General features: G+C 37.1%; 21 protein-coding genes and 1 tRNA gene. 11 read left to right on the top strand and 11 right to left on the bottom strand.

Annotated elements, in window-relative coordinates:
• The first annotated feature begins 2 nt into the window (after positions 1-2).
• On the top strand, positions 3-830 hold the full coding sequence (locus tag ACH8JV_RS06420; protein WP_396520260.1) for an SAM-dependent methyltransferase: 828 nt from the start codon (positions 3-5) through the stop codon (positions 828-830).
• Between the two features lie 8 nt (positions 831-838).
• The gene (locus tag ACH8JV_RS06415) at positions 839-1,261 is read left to right on the top strand and encodes a GFA family protein (protein ID WP_263614785.1); all 423 of its coding nucleotides are present in this window, start codon (positions 839-841) and stop codon (positions 1,259-1,261) included.
• Positions 1,262-1,805: 544 nt separating this feature from the next.
• Here ACH8JV_RS06415 and ACH8JV_RS06410 read toward each other — a convergent pair.
• Together ACH8JV_RS06410 and ACH8JV_RS06405 are read right to left on the bottom strand one after the other, a co-directional pair.
• Positions 1,806-2,189 carry a hypothetical protein gene (locus ACH8JV_RS06410; RefSeq protein WP_396520258.1) on the bottom strand — a complete coding sequence of 128 codons (384 nt, stop codon included), beginning with the start codon at positions 2,187-2,189 and terminating at the stop codon, positions 1,806-1,808.
• A gap of 259 nt (positions 2,190-2,448) precedes the next feature.
• On the bottom strand, positions 2,449-3,096 hold the full coding sequence (locus tag ACH8JV_RS06405; RefSeq protein WP_396520256.1) for a hypothetical protein: 648 nt from the start codon (positions 3,094-3,096) through the stop codon (positions 2,449-2,451).
• Between the two features lie 72 nt (positions 3,097-3,168).
• Between ACH8JV_RS06405 and ACH8JV_RS06400 the strand changes: the two genes are divergently transcribed.
• The 4 genes from ACH8JV_RS06400 (at position 3,169) to ACH8JV_RS06385 (ending at position 6,549) form a co-directional block, all read left to right on the top strand.
• Positions 3,169-3,522 (top strand): hypothetical protein, encoded by a 354-nt coding sequence (locus tag ACH8JV_RS06400; protein ID WP_396520254.1) that lies wholly within the window; start codon positions 3,169-3,171, stop codon positions 3,520-3,522.
• Positions 3,523-3,560: 38 nt separating this feature from the next.
• Positions 3,561-4,763, top strand: a complete 1,203-nt coding sequence (locus ACH8JV_RS06395) for a DUF2515 family protein (protein ID WP_396520253.1) — start codon at positions 3,561-3,563, stop codon at positions 4,761-4,763.
• Positions 4,764-4,830: 67 nt separating this feature from the next.
• Complete coding sequence (locus ACH8JV_RS06390; RefSeq protein WP_396520251.1) at positions 4,831-5,622, top strand: hypothetical protein; 792 nt, start codon at positions 4,831-4,833, stop codon at positions 5,620-5,622.
• Positions 5,623-5,673: 51 nt separating this feature from the next.
• Positions 5,674-6,549 (top strand): hypothetical protein, encoded by an 876-nt coding sequence (locus tag ACH8JV_RS06385; protein ID WP_396520249.1) that lies wholly within the window; start codon positions 5,674-5,676, stop codon positions 6,547-6,549.
• Positions 6,550-6,719: 170 nt separating this feature from the next.
• Here ACH8JV_RS06385 and ACH8JV_RS06380 read toward each other — a convergent pair.
• The 3 genes from ACH8JV_RS06380 to ACH8JV_RS06370 form a co-directional block, all read right to left on the bottom strand.
• Positions 6,720-6,795 (bottom strand) — tRNA-Thr (locus ACH8JV_RS06380).
• 111 nt (positions 6,796-6,906) lie between these two features.
• Positions 6,907-7,233 (bottom strand): gamma-glutamylcyclotransferase, encoded by a 327-nt coding sequence (locus ACH8JV_RS06375; protein ID WP_396520247.1) that lies wholly within the window; start codon positions 7,231-7,233, stop codon positions 6,907-6,909.
• A 23-nt stretch (positions 7,234-7,256) separates the two neighbouring features.
• Positions 7,257-8,501: an MFS transporter gene (locus ACH8JV_RS06370; protein WP_396520245.1), complete on the bottom strand. Its 1,245-nt coding sequence runs from the start codon at positions 8,499-8,501 to the stop codon at positions 7,257-7,259.
• A gap of 139 nt (positions 8,502-8,640) precedes the next feature.
• Here ACH8JV_RS06370 and ACH8JV_RS06365 point away from each other — a divergent pair, with 139 nt between their 5' ends.
• Complete coding sequence (locus ACH8JV_RS06365; RefSeq protein ID WP_396520243.1) at positions 8,641-9,558, top strand: LysR family transcriptional regulator; 918 nt, start codon at positions 8,641-8,643, stop codon at positions 9,556-9,558.
• A 134-nt stretch (positions 9,559-9,692) separates the two neighbouring features.
• Here ACH8JV_RS06365 and ACH8JV_RS06360 read toward each other — a convergent pair whose 3' ends face one another.
• Both ACH8JV_RS06360 and ACH8JV_RS06355 read right to left on the bottom strand, forming a co-directional pair.
• Positions 9,693-12,737, bottom strand: coding sequence for an efflux RND transporter permease subunit (locus ACH8JV_RS06360; protein WP_396520241.1), 3,045 nt, complete (start codon positions 12,735-12,737; stop codon positions 9,693-9,695).
• On the bottom strand, positions 12,734-13,861 hold the full coding sequence (locus tag ACH8JV_RS06355; protein WP_396520239.1) for an efflux RND transporter periplasmic adaptor subunit: 1,128 nt from the start codon (positions 13,859-13,861) through the stop codon (positions 12,734-12,736). Before ACH8JV_RS06355 ends, ACH8JV_RS06360 begins: the two co-directional genes overlap by 4 nt.
• A gap of 132 nt (positions 13,862-13,993) precedes the next feature.
• Between ACH8JV_RS06355 and ACH8JV_RS06350 the strand changes: the two genes are divergently transcribed.
• The gene (locus ACH8JV_RS06350) at positions 13,994-14,611 is read left to right on the top strand and encodes a TetR/AcrR family transcriptional regulator (RefSeq protein WP_151988721.1); all 618 of its coding nucleotides are present in this window, start codon (positions 13,994-13,996) and stop codon (positions 14,609-14,611) included.
• Positions 14,612-14,733: 122 nt separating this feature from the next.
• Here ACH8JV_RS06350 and ACH8JV_RS06345 read toward each other — a convergent pair whose 3' ends face one another.
• Positions 14,734-15,618: a DMT family transporter gene (locus tag ACH8JV_RS06345; RefSeq protein WP_396520237.1), complete on the bottom strand. Its 885-nt coding sequence runs from the start codon at positions 15,616-15,618 to the stop codon at positions 14,734-14,736.
• A gap of 227 nt (positions 15,619-15,845) precedes the next feature.
• Here ACH8JV_RS06345 and ACH8JV_RS06340 point away from each other — a divergent pair, with 227 nt between their 5' ends.
• The gene (locus ACH8JV_RS06340; RefSeq protein WP_396520235.1) at positions 15,846-16,589 is read left to right on the top strand and encodes a hypothetical protein; all 744 of its coding nucleotides are present in this window, start codon (positions 15,846-15,848) and stop codon (positions 16,587-16,589) included.
• 25 nt (positions 16,590-16,614) lie between these two features.
• A complete protein-coding gene (locus tag ACH8JV_RS06335; RefSeq protein WP_396520233.1) occupies positions 16,615-17,007 on the top strand; it encodes a hypothetical protein in 393 nt (130 codons plus the stop codon).
• 45 nt (positions 17,008-17,052) lie between these two features.
• Here ACH8JV_RS06335 and ACH8JV_RS06330 read toward each other — a convergent pair whose 3' ends face one another.
• The 3 genes from ACH8JV_RS06330 to ACH8JV_RS06320 all read right to left on the bottom strand — a co-directional run bounded on the left by ACH8JV_RS06330 (position 17,053) and on the right by ACH8JV_RS06320 (position 19,991).
• Positions 17,053-18,054 carry an aldo/keto reductase gene (locus ACH8JV_RS06330; RefSeq protein WP_396520231.1) on the bottom strand — a complete coding sequence of 334 codons (1,002 nt, stop codon included), beginning with the start codon at positions 18,052-18,054 and terminating at the stop codon, positions 17,053-17,055.
• Between the two features lie 111 nt (positions 18,055-18,165).
• On the bottom strand, positions 18,166-19,068 hold the full coding sequence (locus tag ACH8JV_RS06325; protein ID WP_057065525.1) for an AraC family transcriptional regulator: 903 nt from the start codon (positions 19,066-19,068) through the stop codon (positions 18,166-18,168).
• A 122-nt stretch (positions 19,069-19,190) separates the two neighbouring features.
• Entirely contained in the window at positions 19,191-19,991 is an 801-nt protein-coding gene (locus ACH8JV_RS06320; RefSeq protein ID WP_396520229.1) for a GNAT family N-acetyltransferase, read from the bottom strand.
• A gap of 705 nt (positions 19,992-20,696) precedes the next feature.
• On the opposite strand from ACH8JV_RS06320, the gene ACH8JV_RS06315 reads away from it, so the two are divergent.
• Entirely contained in the window at positions 20,697-21,248 is a 552-nt protein-coding gene (locus tag ACH8JV_RS06315) for a TetR/AcrR family transcriptional regulator (RefSeq protein ID WP_396520227.1), read from the top strand.
• Positions 21,249-21,285: the final 37 nt, after the last annotated feature.

Raw genomic sequence — 21,285 nt, 5'->3', positions numbered from 1 at the left:
TTGTGAAAACAAAAGTTCGAGCAGCTCTTTCTCGACTCATTCCTCATAAATATGCCATTGATGCATCAAGTTTGGGGGATGATGGAGAGCTAGCTTGGACAAATTTGGGTTTTTGGAAAAATACCCAAAACTACCCTGAAGCTTGTCGCCAATTGGCCGACCATTTGGCACAAGCTGTCAATTTAAATTCAAAAGATTATTTACTCGATTTAGGTTGTGGACAGGGCGCAAGTTTATTGCACTGGTTACAACACTATCAGCCCAAAAGTATGAGTGCCGTTGAGCTACAAGCTCAATGTGTGAATAAAATTCAAAAACTTATTCCTGAAATAAGCCAGATTTTTTGTGGTTCATTTTTAAATTTAAAACAATTTGAATTCAAACAACCATTCGATGTGGTGTTGTGTATTGATGCGGCTTATCACAGTCATTTAAATTCATTTCTAGATTCGGTCACCCCAGTTTTAAATTCAAAAGGTCGATTAGGTTTTCATTACTTAATGCGTGCAGAGTCATGCCAAAACATGACCATGCTACAAGAACAAAAGCATCGTTATTTACTCAAAGCAGCCGATGTCACTTGGGATGCGGTACCAACTGAACAAACTATAAGAACGACTTTGCAACAGCAAGGTTATGCAGATATTCAAATTGAAGATTTATCTGAACAAGTATTATTAGGTTTTTCAGAGTATATTCAAAAACAGCAAGGACAATTTCAGAGCCGAGGGTTGGCAAATTTTAAAATTCAAATGACTGCAAAGTTATGCCAGCAACTCTACCAAAGTGGATATGTACGTTATATTCAAATAACAGCAATAAAAAAATAGGATGAGCCATGTCAGCCAAATATCAGGGATCGTGTTTATGTGGAGCGGTGAGCTACCAAAGCGAAGTAGAGCCACGTTATAGCTTTAATTGCCATTGCCGTGATTGCCAAAAGGCAACAGGTTCGGCCTATGCACCAATCGCTTTTTTTCACCAATCTGAATTAAAAATAACGGGCGAACTTAAATATTTTGAGACCCTAGGTTCTTCTGGCCGAGCAATTAAAAGAGCCTTTTGTCCAACGTGTGGATCCCAGCTTTTTGGTTTACCTGAAATTGCCCCTGAAATGATTTCAATACGTGCAGGTACGCTGGATGACCCAAGTCTTTATCAACCTAAAGCGGAAGTCTTTGTAAGCCAAGCCTATGCTTGGGATATGCTAAACCCGAACCTTAAACACTTTGAAAAAATGATAGAAAAGAGCAAGAAATAAGGCTTAATTAAAGAAGCTAAATATTGCTAAAGCACAGATTAAAGTAAGACTGCCAAGGGCTAAAAATAATATAGTTTTTCTAAATTTTAGCTGAGGCATTTTACTTACAATGATAATAAGGCATGCAAGTATGATCACTAAAGGTTGAAAAAGATTTGATGGTAGAGTAGACATCTCGTTCCTTGTTATTTTTAAATATATTTTAGAAGTAAATTAATAGATTCATTATAGTGTTTTCTTATTTAATTGATAAACTGAACTTCTTCATAAATTCATATTTTCTTTTTTTATTTTCAAATATAGGCAAATTAAGCTTTAAATTTAAAAGCACTATGTACGCTTTTTCGTACAGACATTCGGGAAATTGGCGTCTTTTTAGAACTCTATTAATTACCTATGATGAACTCATCAGGAACAGGAAGTTCCGAAACGTAAAACAACAATAATAAGTTTAAGCATCAGGACGTGAGGTATTACAGGATGTATACCTAGTAACGAAATACGAAAAAAGCCCAACAGGATGTTGGGCTTTTTTCATTTCTTATTAACGAATTTCTTTTCCGCCTAAGGCAGCACAATCAAATGGTGTATTCCATTTTACCGCAATACCTGTAAGTACTGGACGAACAATACGCCATGGCCAGAAACCAAATCTTTGTCTCTGCTCATAATCAATCACTACATCTGCACCATATTTACGTGCTGCGTTTGCTAATTTAGGTTTTACTTCTTCAAAACCACCATAGGTTCCTTTCGCGGCTTTAATTCGTTTAATAGATTTATAGTGCTCTGCTGAAGGAGTCCCCTCAATTAAGCAAATGGGTGGGTTTGCAGTAGTTTGCATTTGAGCTTGAGGTGTAGTGTCTTGAGCATATGTTGTTAAAGGCAACGTTAGAAATAAAGCAGGTAAAATAAAACGAAGTTTCATACTTTTCCGTATTGGTATCTTAATGAATTAAAGTTTATAAAATAGGGCTTATTATCATGACCTTATTTGGGGGCGCATTATAATCGTATCTTGTTAATATTTCTTATTTTTAAATCTATTTTTTAAAAAAATTAAGAAAGTAAGATTTGTGTTTTGGAGGAAATAAATTCGTTTAATAAAATCATTTTGAAGCTCAGGTTTATAATAGCTTTTATTAAAATTAAAAAAAATTATCTTTGACTAGATACTATTTGAAATTTCATGTATTCGGCACATGATTAAGAAGGAATTCACTTCTTGATTGCAAGAAAATATCAAAACTTTGGCTCATTAAGGGATCAATTTGGCTTTGTATCTTAAAAATAGGAGAAAGTTGTTTAATGTAGTAATTCATCCAGTCAGTTTTACTTGAAAAAACTGAATAATCTTTAAGGCCTACATATAATGATTGTAGATTACTTGCGATCACATCAATGTTGTGGTGAGCAAGCCAAATAATAATTTCATTAGATTCTAAGGGTATAGAAAAATAATCTTGTTGGGTCGAAAATTTTTCAATTTTATAGAGTTGTGCTCCATTGTCATTATAGCTTGAACATAGCAGTTTACTATTCTCTACTTGATAGAGATCATTTCCGATTTCTGATTCTCTAATAATTTTAGAAATAACTAAGCAATGTGGCAGATCTTCTATTGAGGGAGTGGGTAGGTTTTTAAAAAGATTAACAGCTCGGCTTATAACTTGATATTCACCAGACCCTGTAATTATTCCATTTTGCCATGAATGCATTTTCAAGATTTTTTCAGGTGAAAATTTAATTATTCCATCTTTTTGTTGGCTAACTTTTTTATTATCTGATGCAACAATAATGCTATCGTTTAATTGAATAGCAACAATAAAAGTCATGTGTAAATAAGTTAAACAGTTTAAAATATTAATTTAATTATAGATTAGTTTTCATAAAATAATAGGTAAATCATGGCTGGTGGTTCACAAATCATTATTAATAAGAGTGGTATTACGGTTATTACACCCGCAAAGTTCGAAGTAAAAGCGGGACAGCATATCTTTAAAGGTGGTGCAGAAGTGGGAGTAAATCTGCAAGGTTTGCCTGCTTATGAAAAGTATGATGAAAAGTTTAATTTATTCCTCCCTTCTGGCAAGCCTTTAACTAATGTGAGTTATAACATTCAATCTAACAATCAAAGCTTTATGTCAGAAACTGATGTGAAAGGGAAAACTAAAAGGATAAATACCAAAGAAGCTGAACAACTTGATGTTGATTTAAATTGGTTGCATTTTGAACCTGACGAAAATGACCCTGTGAAATAACTATTTCTTATTCATCATTTAAAAGGATAAATTTTAAAATGGCTGGTTCTCTTGATTGGTCTGGGACAACAAATAATATTGAAAATAGTTGTAAATCAGTAAATTGCGACTGTACTACGATATGGGAATATTACCAACAGATGGCAATGACCCTATTATCTAATAAAAAAGATAATCAAAATTACCGTATAGAACCTGGTTATGAGGCCCGTGCTAGACGAATTGCATCGATTTACGCTCGTATTTATTTAGAAATGTTTCCTTTTACATCAAATCAATCTGTTACTGCAGCAACCTATAGTGGGCGTTTCTATTGGATGGGCTTAGGTGCTTTTGCATCAAAAACAGTTGCTGCTGTATTTGATCATATTGTTTCTAAGACTGGGTCAAATGCAGATGCTTTAATTAAATCGATTAGTTCTGATCGTTTTAATTTAAATGGTATTGGCGTTGCCGGTATTCATACCTTTGCAAAAGGTAATCTATGGCTCTATATGGATATTAGTGTCTGGCATTTTGTTTGGGCCAAGTCTTCTGAAGATTTTAAAATTTGCGTAGGTAGCAGAGATACAGCAACTTATAAAAAAGTTAAAAGCTCTTTATATAATTTTCCATGGTCTAATTGCTTAACAACAGTGAGTAATTTGCAAGCGACAGACGAAATTCGTAATGCTTTTAGAATATTACCTGATATAGAAAAAATATTTAAAGCGAATACAAATAAGAATAATAAATTCAAGAAAGCATCTAATCTTTTATTAGAACATCTTTTGCAAATTGCAAATCAAGAACAAATCAACATCTTGCAAAAAATCGTATGGAATGATCCTATTGTGCGAAATGGTGCAGATGTTCAACGTAAGGCTGGAATTCCGAAGGCTGAACTGATTCTCTCCAGTGAATATGATGGAACAATAAAAAAAATACATGCTGTTCGTGGCAATGTTTATTCGTATGAAACCGAATTTGGAAAAAAGATAAAATCTTTACCTGAATCTCCAATCAGTACACCACCGAGTGGTACCCAAGTTGAGAATCAAGATAGCCGTATGCGTTGGATTAATTTAGCAGCTCAAAAGTATCATCGTTTGATGTTGAGTGAAGTTGGACGACCTTATTTAGAAAAAGAGTTACATACAATTGCTGGATGGAATACTAGTAAATGGGATGATGGTCTAAGTCGATTCGATAAGTTATTTATTAAAATAGGAAAAGAGTCAAATGATGGAAAAGGTGGTTAGTTATATATTCCTAATTTTTATTTTTTTAAATTTACAGGCCTGTCATGCCCAGCAAAAGGAACAAAAAATGTCTTCTCAACCTGAACTTTACACATTGAATTTTGGTGTAGAGGGTGAAAAAAAGTTTAAATCTTATATGCAAACAGATGTAGACCAGCAACCAGCGGGGATGTCTTTTTTTGACCTTACGTGGGAACCTCCGCATTTAGCAAATATAAAAATAGATTTAGGTGAGAATAGTTTTGTTATTAAGAATGTATTTTCGGCAATGGGAACGCGGATTGACTATGCTCAGCAAAATGAAGGTATCCAAATTATTGATGTGACAGCAGGCTTGAATAAAGAAGAGTTTGTTAGTGAAGAGCAGGCTTATAACGCTTACAAGGAATTATTTGAACAGTTACAAAATGCAGGATGGAAAGTATACTTTTATCCATCAGATACTCGTTTTAATAAAAAAGATAATCTTAAAGTTATGCAAGAAGATGGAGTTATTATTGATCCTTATAATTTCTTAACTTTAAAACAATGGAAAGAATATTTTGATAGTAAATCGCTAGCGGTAATTAGAGTATATACAAATGGTATATTAGCAGAATTAAGTATGTCGAGAACAAAATCTAAAGAAGATCAAAAACAGTATTTGTTAAGATTTTCTGTACAAACAATTAGATACGTAACAAAAAACTCAATTGAAAATGGATATAAATTAACAGGGCCTGAGTTAAAAAGAGCTTTCGATGAAATGGTATTAGTAGATCAAAAGGAAAGAAGCAAAGCTGAAATTAAAGCCAAAAAAGAAGGTTACTATATTGATGAGTCATATCAGGACCCAGATGTTTGGCAGTATGTAAGATAATCAGATTGCTGAATTTAAATCTATAAAACTAAAATCTGGATTTTCTAGTTGATGAAAAAAATAGTTAGTTATTTCTTTTTATTTTTTATTCTTTTAAATTTACAAGGATGTAATACTGATACAAACAATAAAAAAGTATTTTCTCAACCTGAACTTTACACATTGGATTTTGGTGTAGAGGGTGAAAAAAAGTTTAAATCTTATATGCAAACAGGGGTAGATCAGCAACCAGCGGGGATGTCTTTTTTTGACCTTACGTGGGAACCTCCACATTTAGCAAATATAAAAATAGATTTAGGTGAGAATAGTTTTGTTATTAAGAATGCATTCTCGGCAATGGGTACGCGGATTGACTATGCACAGCAAAATGAAGGTATCCAAATTATTGATGTGACAGCAGGGTTGAATAAAGAAGAGTTTGTTAGTCAAGAACAGGCTTATATGGCTTATAAAGAGCTATTTGGTCAGCTACAAAAAGCAGGGTGGGAACAGTATTTTTATCCAAGTACTGCTCGAATTGCAAAACAAGATAACATTAAGTCTATGATTGAAGATGGCCTTATTATAGACCCTTATAATTATTTAACACTTACAGAGTGGAGTGATTTTTTTAATAAAAGACCAACAGTAGCAGTGCGCTTATATACTCATGGTATATCTTTAGAAATTAGTATAGATAAAACAAAATCAGAAAATGATAAAAAACAATATATACTTAGATATTCTATTGAGATGATTCGTTATAGTACAAAAAATTCAATTAAAGATGGTTATAAACTATCAGGTCAAGAACTTAAAACTACCTTTGCTGAAAGAATTAAATACACTGAAAAGCAAAGAGCTAAAGTTGAAAACCAAGCTAAAAAAGAAGGTTTCCATATTGATGAGTCATATCAGGATCCAGATGTTTGGCAGTATGTAAAATAAATCTTAAGCAAAAAATACTTAATCGTTTTTAAACTTAAGTTTTATTCATTTTTGAATTGCTATAGAGATAATATCGCTATAGCACTTTTTATTTTTAGACAAAATTTTGCCATTCAAAATATACAGACAACAAAAAACCCCATAAATCAAATATTCATGAGGTTTAATGATGGTGCCGACACACGGATTCGAACTGTGGACCTACTGATTACAAGTCAGTTGCTCTACCAACTGAGCTATGTCGGCTATATGGAATGAATTTTACAGTTTCTTAAAAAAAACACAAGCCAAAAAATGAGCAGTTAAATTTTTTCTCTCAAATTTTAAATACTCATCTAGTTAAGCTCTAGAAATAACTTAAGGTTTCAGCGTATAAATAAATGAATCAATACGTTCACCGCTATTTAGAGTGACTTGTACATGCACTCTTTCATATTCTTCGCCTTCAAAGTCATCAAGTAATTTCCAGTTAGCATTTAAATGTTCTGAGCTAAAAACAAAGCCTTGAACTTGATTGGTACTTTCATCAAGCACAATTCCCGGATAGCCTAAATCAGCTCCCCAACCTTGATTATGTAAGGTTCCGTTGACCCAACCTTCTGCCCATTGTCCGCCAATATTTTCAAGTATATGTGCATTAGGACGACCTGGGCCTAAAGTGCCATAAACAAATAAACTCGACATGTGATTTTCCTTTAACTTAAAAATTAATGAGCTTTTGCGTGGGATGTATAAACGACTAAAAATATTCCAAGTAACGACAGTACAACGGTTAAGCCTACAATCGCACTCCAGCCGCCGTGTAACCAGAACCATCCGCCCGCTGAGCCAACAATACTTGACCCCATGTAGTAAAACAGTAAGTACAGGGAACTGGCGTGAGCTTTGGCTTGTTTGCTTTCGGCGCCAACGGAACTACTGGTAAGTGAATGGGTAATAAAGAAACCCGTGGTAATAAATGCAATACCAATAATAATGCCGAAAAGAGAGCTGAGCAGGGTCATGAGACTACCCACAATCATGAGCGCGAAACCACTCATCATCATGGTTTTTTTACCAAAGCGATCGGCTAAGCTACCTGCCAACGATGAAGACACCATACCGAAGCTATACGACAAGAAAATAAGGCTAATTTGTGTTTGGCTCAGTGAATAAGGCGCGCCGCTTAAACGGAAAGTCGCGTAGTTAAATAAGGTCACAAATACACTGGTGAGCAAGAACCCAATAGCAAACAGGCGTAATAATTTAGTATTGCTTAAATGAGCACGCCACATTTGCATGTGAAAGCCTAAATTGAGCCCTTTTTTCTGGACAAAATTACGCGAAGCAGGGAGTAAGTTTAAAAAGGCAATTGAGCAAATAAAACAGATTGCTCCGAGCAAGCCTAAAGCTGTGCGCCAAGAAAAATATTCAACCAAAATACCCATGCCGACACGGCCCATCATGCCACCAAAGGCTGTACCTGCAATATACAACCCCATGGTTTTACCGAGGTGTTCCGGTGCAATTTCTTCAGCAATCCAAGCCATCGTCACTGCGGGTACGCCACCAAGCAGTAAACCTTCTAACGCACGCGCCATGAGTAAACTGTGCCAGTTAGGAGTAAACATCGAGACAATATTAAGAACTGCTGCACATAGCATAGATGTAAAGATTACACCGCGACGGCCAATGGCTTGTGAAAACGCGCTTGATAGCACAATCGAAATCGCTAAAAAAGCAGTCGTTAACGACAGTGCCAAAGAGCTACTCGCTGGGCTAATCTGGAAACTTTGGCTAAATGCAGGCAACAGCGGCTGTACACAATAAATGAGGGAGAAACTGGCAAAACCTACGAGGAATAAGGCGAAACCTGCATGTTTATAGGCTTTAGTTCCTTTGTGAATCCACTCGCGGGAAAGCACAGAAGTTGCTTCAGTGTTTAAAGTGTTGGGTGTAGATGAAGAGCTCATATCATGACCATGACAGAAAGAAAGAGCAGTGCTTTGGGGCATACTGCATCGAGAAAATTCGATAAATTAAAATTAGCAATTTAGAGGGTATTTTTCTAATATATTTAACAATAGGTCATAATATGTTTTATATATAGCAATGGAACTCAGACATATACGCTACTTTCTAGCGGTAGCAGAAGAAAAAAATTTTACTAAAGCGGCGCATCGTTTAAACATGAGCCAGCCGCCTTTAAGTATGCAAATACGTGACTTAGAAGAAGAATTAGGCGCAGATTTATTTATTCGTTCACCACATGGGGTGGAGCTGACCGAAGCGGGGCTTGCCTTTTTAAATGCGATTCAGCCAGTACAGCAGCGTGTAGAAGATGCAGCAAACCTTGTTAAGCAAGTGGCAAATGGTGAAGTTGGTCAATTACGATTGGGTTTTACAGGCACTTCAATGCTGAACCCTCTCATTCCTAAATGCGTTCGCTATTTTCAGCAGCAATATCCTAAAGTGGATTTAAAACTTGAAGAAGCGAACACCTTGCTGCTCATCGATTTATTACTCGAAGACCGTTTGGATGTTGCGATTATAAGGTCACCACGCAATATTCCAGACAGTTTAATTATTCAAAAGTTATTGGCTGAACCACTCATTGCAGCTTTGCCTTCTGAGTCTTTTAATTTAGATGATTCAACGCAAGAAATTGATTTAACGGCACTGCGAGAACTTGATTTTATTGTCTCGCCACCTTCAATTAGCGCAGGGCTTTTCGATGCGATTAAACAAGCCTGTCATGAGCGTGGTTTTGAACCAAAAATTGGACAAAATGCACCGCAAATTGTATCAATTTTATCGTTAGTCTCTGCAAATTTAGGGGTGTCTTTAGTGCCGGAGTCGACCAAGCAATTGCAAATACAAGGTGTAGCTTATCGTTCTTTGAAAGCACCTGTACCTACGGTGGGTTTAGGGCTTGCTTATAAAAAACATGCCCCTTCACAAATGGCAATTAATTTTGCCAGTGTGGTGCAAGTGGCTTGTCATTTTGATAATCGGCAACTGGAGTTTTAAAGAGAAGTATTGATCGTTTTATATATTTTAGAAATACTTAAACCCTAATTTTACAAACCATTAAAAAGCACAAATAGAAAAATCTATTTGTGCTTTTAAGCTATAAATTTTTAGTTCTATCGAGCTAAATAAACCTAGCTTTTCACTCGAAACCACGCAGCATACAGTGCTGGGACAAAGAATAAAGTAAGTACCGTTGCTACTGCTAAACCACCCATAATTGCAATTGCCATTGGGCCCCATAATGTGGAAAGTGTAAGAGGAATCATTGCTAAAATTGCGGCTAAAGCTGTCAATAGAACAGGACGAGTACGACCTACAGTGGCTTGAATAATCGCTTGTTCTGGAGTTTGACCGGTAGAAATATTTCTATCTATCTGATCAACTAAAATAACCGAATTACGCATAATCATACCAGCTAGAGCAATTACTCCTAATGTGGCCACAAAACCGAATGGTGCACGAGTAATCAATAAGGCTAGGCTTACTCCGATCATGCCAAGTGGAGCTGTTAATACCACCATAAACATGCGACTGAAGCTTTGCAGTTGTAACATCAAGAATATTGCCCAAAGTAATAACATCACCGGCATAACAGATTGAATAGCTGCATCTGCTTTAGCACTTTCTTCAATAGTTCCTCCAGTTTCAATACTGTAGCCAATGGGTAACATTTTACGAAGATCATTTAGCATCGGTTCTATTTGCTTTGAGACATCTGGTGCTTGAGCACCAGACACGTCAGCACGGACGCTGAGAGTTGGTAAACGGTTACGTATCCAGATTCCTCCTTCTTCTAATACAGGTCTGAGTTCAGCGACTTGATCTAGAGGAATATTTTTTCCATTTGATGCACGAATCGTAATTTGGCCCATTTGAGCTGTATCAAGCCGATTATCTGCTTTGGCTCTTGCTACAACATCAATTAACTCTGTGCCTTCTCGTATCTGGGTAACTGTATAACCACTTAATAACATTTGTAAGGTACGTGAAATATCTTGCGAGCTTACTCCTAAACTACGGGCACGTTCCTGATTAATGATAAATCTGATGGCTTTACTACGTTCGTTCCATTGAAAATTGACATCACGTACATTTGGATGCTGACGCATAATGTCGCGAACCTCAGCAGCAATTTCACGAACTTTTTCAGGATCTTTACCACGTACCCTAAACTGTACAGGGTAACCAACAGTGGGACCTAGCTCTAAACGATAAACCCGTGTTCGAATATGAGGGAATTGCTGAATGAGACGATTATGTAAATCAGAAGTTAATTGACTCGCTTGTTCAATATCTTTTGGATAAACAATTAACTGTGCATAATTATTTTTAGGTGTTTCTGGATCAAGAGATAGATAAAAACGAGGAGAACCACTTCCTACATAAGCTGTGTAATCTCGGACCCGTTGATCACTGGAAAGTAATTTTTCAACCTGTTTCGTTGCGTTTAGCGTTGCCGTGTAACTAGCACCTTCTTCGAGCTGTACATCAATTAGAATTTCTGCACGCGGTGAATCTGGAAAGAATTGTTTAGGAACGAATTGAAATGCAACTAAAGCGAGAACAAAGCTGAGAACAGTGGTCAGTAAAACCCATTTCCTCTTTTTGACGCACCATGCAATTTTGCGACTAAACCATTGAGAAAGCTTATCTCTGTATGAGTTTTTCGAGGAATGAGAATGATGTGGCTGTACTTTGGGAAGTAAAATTGTGCCTAAAAAAGGAGTAAACAGTACTGCTACAAACCAAGATACAATTAAAGAAATCCCAACCACCCAAAAAATTGATCCGGTAAACTCACTTGTTGAAGATAAGGCAAAGCCAACTGGAACAAAGCCCGCCGCTGTAATTAAAGTACCTGTTAGCATGGGAAAAGCTGTATTACTCCATGCAAAACTCGCAGCTTTAAAACGGTTCAGACCTTCTTCCATTTTGACTTGCATCATTTCAACAGCAATAATCGCGTCATCGACTAACAAGCCTAAGGCAATAATAAGTGCACCTAAGGAGATTCTTTGTAAGTTGATATCTAGGCGCCACATAAAGAAAAAGGTAATACCCAAAACTAGAGGAACAGATAAAGCAACAACAATCCCTGTCCGCACGCCTAAAGCAAATAAACTGACGGCAAGAACAATGCCTAAAGCTAGAATAAAGTGTCCGAGAAATTCATTAACTGAATGCTCAACGAGACTAGGTTGATCCACTACTTTTTCAATAAAAATACCCGCAGGTAAGTTTTCTTGTACCTCTTTAATACGTTGATCTAGATGTTTGCCCAAAGAAAGAATATCGCCTTTTTCTGTCATTGAAACAGCAAGACCAGTGACTCGTTCACCATTTCGTCTCATAGACATTTGTGGGGGATCGATAAACCCTTTATCAATATGAGCAACATCCCCTAAATGAATATTGTGTGTTCCGACTTGAACCACGATATTTTTTAAGTCTTGTACGCTTTTTACATCTCCATCAACACGAGCATATATACGGGCATGAGGACCTTCAAAAGTTCCTGCTGGTTCGACTGCATTTTGTTTTTGTAATTCATTAACTAAGTCTAAGGAAGAAATACCCAATTGAGCTAACTTGGCATAATTGAATTCAATATAAAAGCGAGGTTCTTGAACACCTAATAGAATGACTTTGGAAACATCGGGAACCTGAAGTAAATGGTCTCTTGTAGAAAGAAGAACCTGCTTCATTTGGACATCATCAAATCCATCAGCATGAAATGCGTAAATAGACCCAAAGGTATCTCCAAAGTCATCATTAAAAAATGGTCCTTGGATATCTTTAGGCAAATTTTGCCGTATGTCATTTACTCGTTTACGTGCTTGATACCAACTTTCTTCAATTTGACTTTTACGTGTCCAGTCTTTCAGAACTAAAAAGATGGTTGCTTGTCCTGGGCGTACATAACTTTGTACATAATCATAATTAGGTACTTCTTGAAGTGTACGCTGAATTTTTTCAACAACCTGTTGTTCTAAATCTCGTGTAGTAGCGCCTGGCCAATTTACATCTATTGTCATGACCTTTATCGTTAAATTTGGATCTTCAGCGCGCCCTAATTTAAAATAAGCTACAGTACCTAAAAGAAGAGAAAGTAGCATCGCGAAAATAATTAATGTTCGATGCTGGAGTCCCCAACTGGATAAGTTAAATCCTTTCACGGTAACCTCCCATCCCATGCTTTTACAGTCATCTTGCTATCGAGACGATGTACACCAGCCGTAACAATTTGTTCACCCACCTGAATACCATTGGCAACCGTAATAGTTTCAGTATTGATTTTGCTAAGTTTAACTGGACGAAGCTGAAGATTTTTTGCACCGTGGGGTAATATCCAAACGGCTGTTTGCTGTCCTTTTTGAAAGAGAGCACCAATAGGTAAAATAATCTGTTGATCTATATTCTTATTTAAAAAATGGACCGTTGCTGTCATACCTAATTTAGCTGCAGCCGGTAAATTTGATATAGAGATTCGAACACGATAAGTACGACTATTTGGATCTGCAACAGTCGCTATTTCACGAACATGACCCGTAAAAGTATGGTCAGATAAGCTAAGTAATTTGATGCTGACCGGTTGGTCTATTTTGATTTCATTAATCTGGCTTTCAGGAACATCTATTTGTACTTCATTTTCACCATTTTGAGCTAATTTAAATATAGGGGTGCCAGCTGAAACAACCTGTCCACTTTCTGCTTGAACTTCTGCAATTGTTCCTACTGCTGGGGAACGTAAAGTCGTATAACTTAAATCGTTTTGTGCCCGATCAAGGCGACTTTGTGCTGCATTTACTTGCGCTTGAGTGTTTTGATATAAGTTTTCAAGACTATCAAAATCGGATCGCGAAATAGCGCCTATGTTAACCAGACTACGATTACGTTGAAGATCTCTTTGTAGTCTTGTGAGAGTGCTTTGTGCTTGATGCAATTCAGCAGATGCTTCCTGAATACTAAGTCTAAACGGAGTATCGTCTAACTGGGCCAAGGCTTGATTTTTTGTAATAGAAGCTCCTGTATCTACTAGACGTTTAATGATACGACCTGCTACCCGAAAAGAAAGTTGGCTTTCAACTCTAGGTACAATATTTCCTGAAAAAGATAAATTAGAGAGCTCACTGGCAGGATGGGCTGTGGCGAGTTGAACAGCAATAACCTTTTCTGACTCTTCGGTTTTATTACTACAACCAACTAGGGGGAGAATACTTACAAGAAATAAAATTATAAAAATCATGTAGATATTTATTTCTAATGATTTTAATTGATTTTTAAACTCAATCGGAGGCATTTCGTAGATCCTTAAAGGGATTTTTAAACAATTAAAGTTTTCAGAGGAATATTTTTGTACTGGTTCGCAAAATATTTGAATTTTGTACTGTTTTGTATAAAATAGTCAATAAATTTTTTATGGAGATCGCAAATGGAAATTAAATCTCGAGGCAGACCGCGCTCTTATGACCCTGAGCAAGTATTAGAGCGGGCATTACATGCATTTTGGAAAGGTGGATTTTCAGGAACTTCTCTTGATACTTTGGCTTTGGCCACAGGTTTAAATCGACCAAGTCTTTATGCTGGCTTAGGAGATAAACGCACAATCTATATTAAAGCGATGCATTATTTCCAAAAATATGCCCAGACAGAATTTGGCAAAGCATTGGAACATAAAGATACGGATAGGTCGTTTGCCGATGTTATTTTGAGATATTTGCGAACAGCTCTCGAAGTAGATGGATATCATGAAGATATCGATTTGAGTGGATGTGCAGTTATATCAACAGCCATGGCTGATGCATTGGCTGATAATGAAATCCAAGCTGTATTAAAAGAAGTTTTAACAGAAATGAATGAACAGCTTTATCAACGATTGAGTCTAGCTAAACAAAATCTAGAATTGCCTCATAATACTGATATTGATGCATTAGCTTTCTTAATGACTTCTGCCGCGCATAGTATTGGAATTCGTGCTAGGGCAGGTTTAGACTTACAGCAAATCGAAATATTACTACTTTCTGTGTCTAAAATTCTTTGCCCAACTTAAAGTAGAACTGTGTCTAAATTAAATAAAGCTCTCTAAAGTTTCTCAATTATATTTTTCAAAATAGATAAATTGGGTTTTAAAGAGAGCTTAGATTTTGTTCCATTATCAAAATTAAATTTGCACTAGGCTTTAGGTGCTTTATTCATTAAAAAGATGCCTGAAATAATAAAAATCGCACCATATAAAAACGATAAAGTTGGCTGTTCATGAATAAAAACCCAAGCCATAAGCGCTGCAAAAATAGGTTCTGAAAGCTCGGTCACTTGTACCTTTGCGGCACTCATATAAGACAACGCTTTGGTGGTACAGAAAAAGCCGAGTATGGTCGGTAGAACAGCTAAACCAATCAAACCTAAAATGATGTCACTATTAAAATTAATGCTGTGCAAGTTTACTAAAAACGGAACTGCAAGATAAACACTACCAAACAGCAGTAAGTATTTAGTCAGAAACAGCCCGCCATTTAATTTGAACTTTTTCACTAAAACCGAAAATAAGCCATAACCCGTACCGGCAATAGAGGCATTAATCAGCATTAAAAGGCTATTTTCACCTTTCCACGAAATAATGCTAATCCCAGCAACCGCCAATAATGTTCCAATAAGCGAATGAATGTAGATACTTTCTTTTAAAATGAATCGACCAAAAAATAGGGCAGAGATGGCAGCCGAAGCCATGAGTACCACTACCACATTGGCCGCAGCGCCGTGGTTATAGGCAATAGTCTCAAAAAAGAATAGCGAGAAAATTCCTAAAAAAGCACATATGGCAATTTGAGCAAAAACGCTGAGTTTACTTGGCGTGCTGCTAATAAAAGCAATCTTTTGGCTAACAGGCACTTTAAATAAAAACACACTTAAAAAGAAAAAGGCGATAATGGTTTTTAAAAAGGCAATGTCTTGCGGGTTTAAACCACTGTGCATGAGTAATTTACTAATTACACCAATAGATGCATTTAAAGCCGCTGCACACAGTGCAAATAGGGTTCCAATAATTAAATTATTCACTCTTATAATTTTTCCTAATTTTTACGCATGCAGTCTACATTATTTTTTGGTTGAATATTCAATTAAAATAACCGGTTAAGGTTCAATATTTTCAAAAATTTATTTTGTATGGATTTAACTATTTTTATAAAAACCTAAACTCTTCTAATAGACTTTTGTTTCAGAGAATTGTGATTTATAGCGCCAGCTCATATTATATAATTAGTTAATTATTAAAGAATTTTAAAATGATTAAATCGATTATTTCAGGTTGCGCGGTTCTTACACTTTCAGCTTTGGCGGTGGCCCATGCAGAGTTTTCTTATGAACAAGAATTACAACAAGGCTGTAATAAAGTGAAGCAATACGCGAGCTTAGGTAAGAAATTCTACGATCAAAAACAATATAAAAAAGCGCTCGAAAATTTCCAAAACCAAGCCTCTTGGACTGCTTTTTGTAAGGCCAATGCAGACGAAACCACAGTTAAATTTACCGACCGTGATATTGAAGTTGCCAACAATAACGTGGGCTTAGCCTATGCCAAATTGGGTCAGCCACTTTGGGCAAGAGCATGGTTTATGCTCGATGAAAAATCAAAATCTAGTCAATTTAACCTTAAGCAGTTGCCTCAACCTAAAGCATCAAATGATTTGTCGGGTGAGTACGTCCGTTACTCAGGTTTTGGTGAGTGGGATCACATCACGGTAAGTCGTAAACAGGGCCAATATGCCATTGGCTATTCGGGCGTTTACATGGGACTTAGAAGCTTAATTTACGGTCCAAATATGGGTGAGTTTGACACCAAAATGCCGTCTAATAAAAAGCAAACGGTTTATAAAAATGAAGACTGCCGTATTCAGCTCGATTTTAAAACCAATGAGAAGTTAGGCAATTATATTCAGGTCAAACAAAGCGAAGGTGAGTCGGGTTGTGGCTTTGGACATAACGTTTATGCCGATGGAACGTATTTAAAAGTTGAGTCTGGAAAATAATCTTAAAAATTATAGGAATACAATAATGAAAAATATATTTGCATCTTTACTGCTTGTTTCTACGGTTATTTTTTCTGCTCACATTTATGCAGAGCCGACTAGCACCTGTAAGGAAGTAAAATTCCAAAAGGCCGATCAGGCGTGGAGTGGGCACTATTATTTACATGGTGTGATGGAAGTCGGTTCAGAGCTTTTACTTCAGCCAGATGGCAAGTTTCAATGGATGCTTGCTGTGGGTGCTTTAGACCAATATGCCGAAGGCACATGGTGGAAAAATGGAGACTGTATTGGCTTAAAACCAGAGGCTAAATTTAAAAAGGATTTAAGCATTTTCCCTGAAAGCCTAACGATTTCAGATAAATCCTTAGATGTAATCTGGGAAGGTGGACGCCAGCAAGGCACATATAGCAAAGACTAAATAAAAAAGTCCGACACTGAGTCGGACTTTTTTATGGCCTATATTTTAGTGGTTGACCGCAGCAAGTTGCTGAGCGTTATAGCGTGCGCCCAAGTTTGGATATCTTGCAATAATCGCTTCAATTTCTGCTAAATCTGCCGTTGTTAAATGAAGGTCTACAGCACCCACATTTTCTATAAGTCGCTCGATTTTACGCGTACCCGGAATTGGAATAATGTCGTCACCTTGTGCCAAAATCCAAGCCAAAGCCAGTTGAGCCGCTGTTGCATTTTTACTTTGAGCAAACTCGCTAAATGCTTGCGCCAAGCTTTGGTTATTTTTCCAGTTATCGCCCTGATAACGTGGTAACTGGCGACGGAAATCATTTTCATCTAGGTTATTCACATCAAGCGTATTGGTAATTAAACCACGTGATAACGGAGAATACGGCACAAGGCTAATACCTAACTCACGAATGGTTTGCAAATGGGTTTGCTCAAACTCACGGGTAAGTAGCGAATATTCATGTTGAACCGCTGCAATCGGGTGTATTGCATGGGCTTTACGAATAGTTTCAGCCGACGCTTCACTGAGCCCTAAATAACGCACTTTACCTTGTTTGACCAAGTCCGCCATTGCACCAATGGTATCTTCAACCGGAACATTTGGGTCTATGCGGTGCGCATAATACAAATCAATCACATCTGTATTTAAGCGTCTTAAACTGTTTTCGACCGCGACTTTAATCCACTCAGGTGAGCCGTCGATATAAGACTCTAACGAGTTTTGTGGGTTAAGGTTGTCTTCTTTATAACGAAAGCCAAATTTGGTCGCCAAGAACACTTTGTCGCGATGTTTTTCTAAAACTTTTGAAAGCAAAACTTCGTTTGCGCCGTTGCCGTACATGTCGGCGGTGTCCCAAAAGTTAATGCCGAGGTCTAAGGCCTTTTCTAGAGTTGCAATGCTTTGTGTGTCGTCTGAGGCACCATAGGCAAAGCTCATTCCCATGCAACCTAAACCAAGTGCTGATACTTTTTCGCCTGTTTGTCCTAAAGTTCTATATTTCATTTTTCACACTCTTTTTGCAAAATCACTTGAGTAGAAAAACTATAAAATGCTTTGGCTCAAACTGACGTATAACATTCAAACCAATAATTATAAAATTCAAACAATCTGTTTTTAAGCTACACAGTCTTCGCGGAATTTTTTAGGCGAAAATCCGGTATTTTTCTTAAAGAAATTGGTGAAATATGCTGAATATTCAAAGCCTAAACTATAGGCAATTTCGGAAATATTCCAACTGGTGTGTTGTAGCAGGGCTTTGGCTTCTTGCGTAATGCGCGAGCTAATATGTTCAGACGTAGTTTTACCTGTGGCTTCTTTTACAGCGCGGTTTAAATGGTTCACATGTACCGACAAGCCATAGGCAAAATCATTTGCAGTTTTGAGTTTAAGCTGAAAATGTGGCGAGTCGATTGGGAACTGGCGCTCTAATAATTCAAAGAACAAATGGCAAATGCGCACCGAAGCATTACTATGTTTTTCAAACTGTTGGGTCGGTTGCATTTTCATGGCTTCATGCACAATCAGGTGCAAATAATTTCTTAAAACATTGTATTTATGAATGTAGTCTGAATTTATTTCACTCATCATCTTTTTGAAAATAAATGAAATTTCTTCAACCTGTTGTTTGTTTAAAAAATATAGCGGGTCGCCGTCGACTTTAAATAGCGGTGAGTCTTTTAAAAAGCTTTGTCGCGATTCTTGGTTTACAAACTCTTCGGTAAATAGACAAAACCAGCCTGCCTGTTCGGGCGAATTAATTTCCCATGCGTAGGGAACCATTGGGTTTGAAAACAGTAAAGCAGGGCGGTCGACTCGTATCCAGCGGTTAGCATAGTGAAGTTCACCTGTGCCTAAAACCAGTGAAATTTTATAATAATCGCGGCGGCTATAAGGTGTGAGGAACGAGCAGGCATCGCGTTGGAACACGTTAAAATGTCCAAACGAAGTCGATGGAACCGAGTAATCGCTATCTCTGGTTAAAGAAAAGCGGCGATAAAAATCATGTATGGTTTCCATGTCTTTGCCTGCATGCGTTATCAATTTATTTAAAGTTATAAAATTCAAACTTTATTTACTGTAGCTTTTATTTATAGCGGGATCAATCTGTTCATTTAGGCGGTTTGAAAATGAATAATTTTTTATAAATACTCTGGGTAAGCAATGTAAGACGACTCTACGCATTCAAAACCCATTTGGCGGTAAAGGGTAACCGCTGGGGTGTTATCAACGTCGACAATTAAGTGGGCAATTCGTCCCGTTGCAACAATCTGGTTAACTGCAAATTTTAAGATGCGTTCGGCAAAACCTTTTCGACGATAACCAGGGAAGGTATATGTGCCACCAATAGAAACGAGTCGAGCAGTTTCTATGCCTAAACGCACAACCGAAACGATCTGTTGTTCTGCTTCAAGCACAATAATTTTTTCTTGCTGAATTAGAGATGCCCAGTCAGGTGTTTCATTTACGGATCGCTCTTTATTGTATTGATGTTGATATTCATTAAGGCGGGCAATATCCGAAATTTCAGCCAAGCGGTCTTGAGCTTCAGAAAATTGGCGTGAGCAAATCATGATCCATTGATCATATTCTCTTAAAATGCGTCCTTTTTGTTTTATCTCGGCATGTAATAAGTCCCGCCCAATTGCGGTCGTTACGATCCGACGCGGTTGAAGCTGTAAAATTGATGTACACAGTAATGATCCAGATGATGCCTCTGATGGAACCCAAAAACAGGTACTGCCAGCAATGATGACAGCGACTCCTAGCAGTTGCTTGGCGTTTTGCGAATCATACAACCGCAAGAGTTGCCACTCGGCATTCGTAGGTTGTGTTTGAGTAAGAAAGGCCATCGCCCCAATAGAATAATTGGACCGTTCATCAAGCCATTGAAAGATAAGTTGGTATTCTTCTGAACTGGTGGGAGGTCCCTTTATTATCATTATTAATTACCTATTCAAATCATGAACTCAATCATAATTCACTATCCTATATTTTTATTATCATGACATCGTTAAATTTAAGTTGAAGGTCTTTTTAGCTTAAATATCTAATTGAATAAACAACAATAATTATTTAACCAATTTCTATTCAACCTTACATTGACACCCAAAAAAACGCGGATTATCCTTTGCCTGCTGGCCCACATTGCCAGCCGGTTGTAGCAGGCCGAGTACACATACAGCGCATCAGATTTGCTCCTTCTGAGGGGGAGATCTATGTGTAAAAAAACCACCGTCCCCCTCACGTTGCGGTAGGGCGGAAGGGGGACACCTTCGGGTGTGCTGGTTCTGTATGTCCAGTCTGCTAACCTCTTTTCGTCCTGCCACCATTATTTAGCAGTAATTGTGGTAGAGCTTCTAATACATACAGGAGTTCGCACATGCGTACTATTTCATCTCTCTGGTTGGCAACCTTCGCCAAAATCTTTGACTCTATACCCAACTGGTCTTTAAAACGGTTTAACCGACTCTAGGTTTTAAGCCATAGGTCATTACGACTAAAAAATCATAGCAACAATAAAACCTGAGATAGGCGAGCACACCATTTTGTGCGGCTTTTGCATGCCTGTTTTTAGCGCTCAATTTAAGAGCGACGGCATTTCTATCTCTTTTATTTACAACAAAAAATTATTTTAAGCGGTATATATGAAAAATTTAGAAGCTTCACGTAGAGCATTACACGTGATTGATACAGCAACAGATTTATTTAAACAATATGGCTTTAATAAGGTCGGGGTAGACCAAATTATTGCCGAATCTCAAATAAATAAAGGCACCTTTTACAACTACTTTCACTCTAAAGAAAGATTTATTGAACGGTGTTTGGTCACGCAAAAAGAGCAGTTACAAGAAAAAGTGAGTGTGGTGAGTGAGCTTTACCAAAATGCAGATTTGTCTGATCAACTCAGGCAAATTTATCTTTTACATGCTGACTTAAAAAGCACTTATTACTTGTTGTTTAAGGCGATTTTTGAAATTAAAAAGCTTTATCCAAATGCGTACCAAACTGCTCTCAGATATAGGCGGTGGCTTAAAAATGAAATTTTCTGCTTGCTTATGGAAACCAAAAAAACGGTTTCCTATTCAGAAGCGGAGATATTTGTATTTATGATGGATGGTGCAATTCTGGGCCTGTTAAGTTCAGATGAAGAAAGGGAAAGAGATGCTTTGCTTGAGTATTTTTTAAAAAGGGTTTGATGGGGGGAGGCCTACCTTTAGGCCTTTTTTAAACTTA

Source organism: Acinetobacter sp. ABJ_C5_2, assembly GCF_044538485.1.
GTDB classification, from domain to species: domain Bacteria; phylum Pseudomonadota; class Gammaproteobacteria; order Pseudomonadales; family Moraxellaceae; genus Acinetobacter; species Acinetobacter nosocomialis_A.
This window is presented reverse-complemented; position numbering and strand designations above follow the sequence as displayed.

Bases quoted from the DNA above. Each gene is read 5' to 3' on its own strand.
- ACH8JV_RS06375 (WP_396520247.1), bottom strand. From the start codon at position 7,233: ATGTCGAGTTTATTTGTTTATGGCACTTTAGGCCCAGGTCGTCCTAAT.
- ACH8JV_RS06390 (WP_396520251.1), top strand. From the start codon at position 4,831: ATGTCTTCTCAACCTGAACTTTACACATTGAATTTTGGTGTAGAGGGT.
- ACH8JV_RS06410 (WP_396520258.1), bottom strand. From the start codon at position 2,189: ATGAAACTTCGTTTTATTTTACCTGCTTTATTTCTAACGTTGCCTTTA.
- ACH8JV_RS06365 (WP_396520243.1), top strand. From the start codon at position 8,641: ATGGAACTCAGACATATACGCTACTTTCTAGCGGTAGCAGAAGAAAAA.
- ACH8JV_RS06330 (WP_396520231.1), bottom strand. From the start codon at position 18,054: ATGAAATATAGAACTTTAGGACAAACAGGCGAAAAAGTATCAGCACTT.
- ACH8JV_RS06370 (WP_396520245.1), bottom strand. From the start codon at position 8,501: ATGAGCTCTTCATCTACACCCAACACTTTAAACACTGAAGCAACTTCT.
- ACH8JV_RS06325 (WP_057065525.1), bottom strand. From the start codon at position 19,068: ATGGAAACCATACATGATTTTTATCGCCGCTTTTCTTTAACCAGAGAT.
- ACH8JV_RS06340 (WP_396520235.1), top strand. From the start codon at position 15,846: ATGATTAAATCGATTATTTCAGGTTGCGCGGTTCTTACACTTTCAGCT.
- ACH8JV_RS06415 (WP_263614785.1), top strand. From the start codon at position 839: ATGTCAGCCAAATATCAGGGATCGTGTTTATGTGGAGCGGTGAGCTAC.
- ACH8JV_RS06355 (WP_396520239.1), bottom strand. From the start codon at position 13,861: ATGCCTCCGATTGAGTTTAAAAATCAATTAAAATCATTAGAAATAAAT.
- ACH8JV_RS06395 (WP_396520253.1), top strand. From the start codon at position 3,561: ATGGCTGGTTCTCTTGATTGGTCTGGGACAACAAATAATATTGAAAAT.
- ACH8JV_RS06405 (WP_396520256.1), bottom strand. From the start codon at position 3,096: ATGACTTTTATTGTTGCTATTCAATTAAACGATAGCATTATTGTTGCA.
- ACH8JV_RS06320 (WP_396520229.1), bottom strand. From the start codon at position 19,991: ATGATAATAAAGGGACCTCCCACCAGTTCAGAAGAATACCAACTTATC.
- ACH8JV_RS06385 (WP_396520249.1), top strand. From the start codon at position 5,674: ATGAAAAAAATAGTTAGTTATTTCTTTTTATTTTTTATTCTTTTAAAT.
- ACH8JV_RS06350 (WP_151988721.1), top strand. From the start codon at position 13,994: ATGGAAATTAAATCTCGAGGCAGACCGCGCTCTTATGACCCTGAGCAA.
- ACH8JV_RS06315 (WP_396520227.1), top strand. From the start codon at position 20,697: ATGAAAAATTTAGAAGCTTCACGTAGAGCATTACACGTGATTGATACA.
- ACH8JV_RS06400 (WP_396520254.1), top strand. From the start codon at position 3,169: ATGGCTGGTGGTTCACAAATCATTATTAATAAGAGTGGTATTACGGTT.
- ACH8JV_RS06335 (WP_396520233.1), top strand. From the start codon at position 16,615: ATGAAAAATATATTTGCATCTTTACTGCTTGTTTCTACGGTTATTTTT.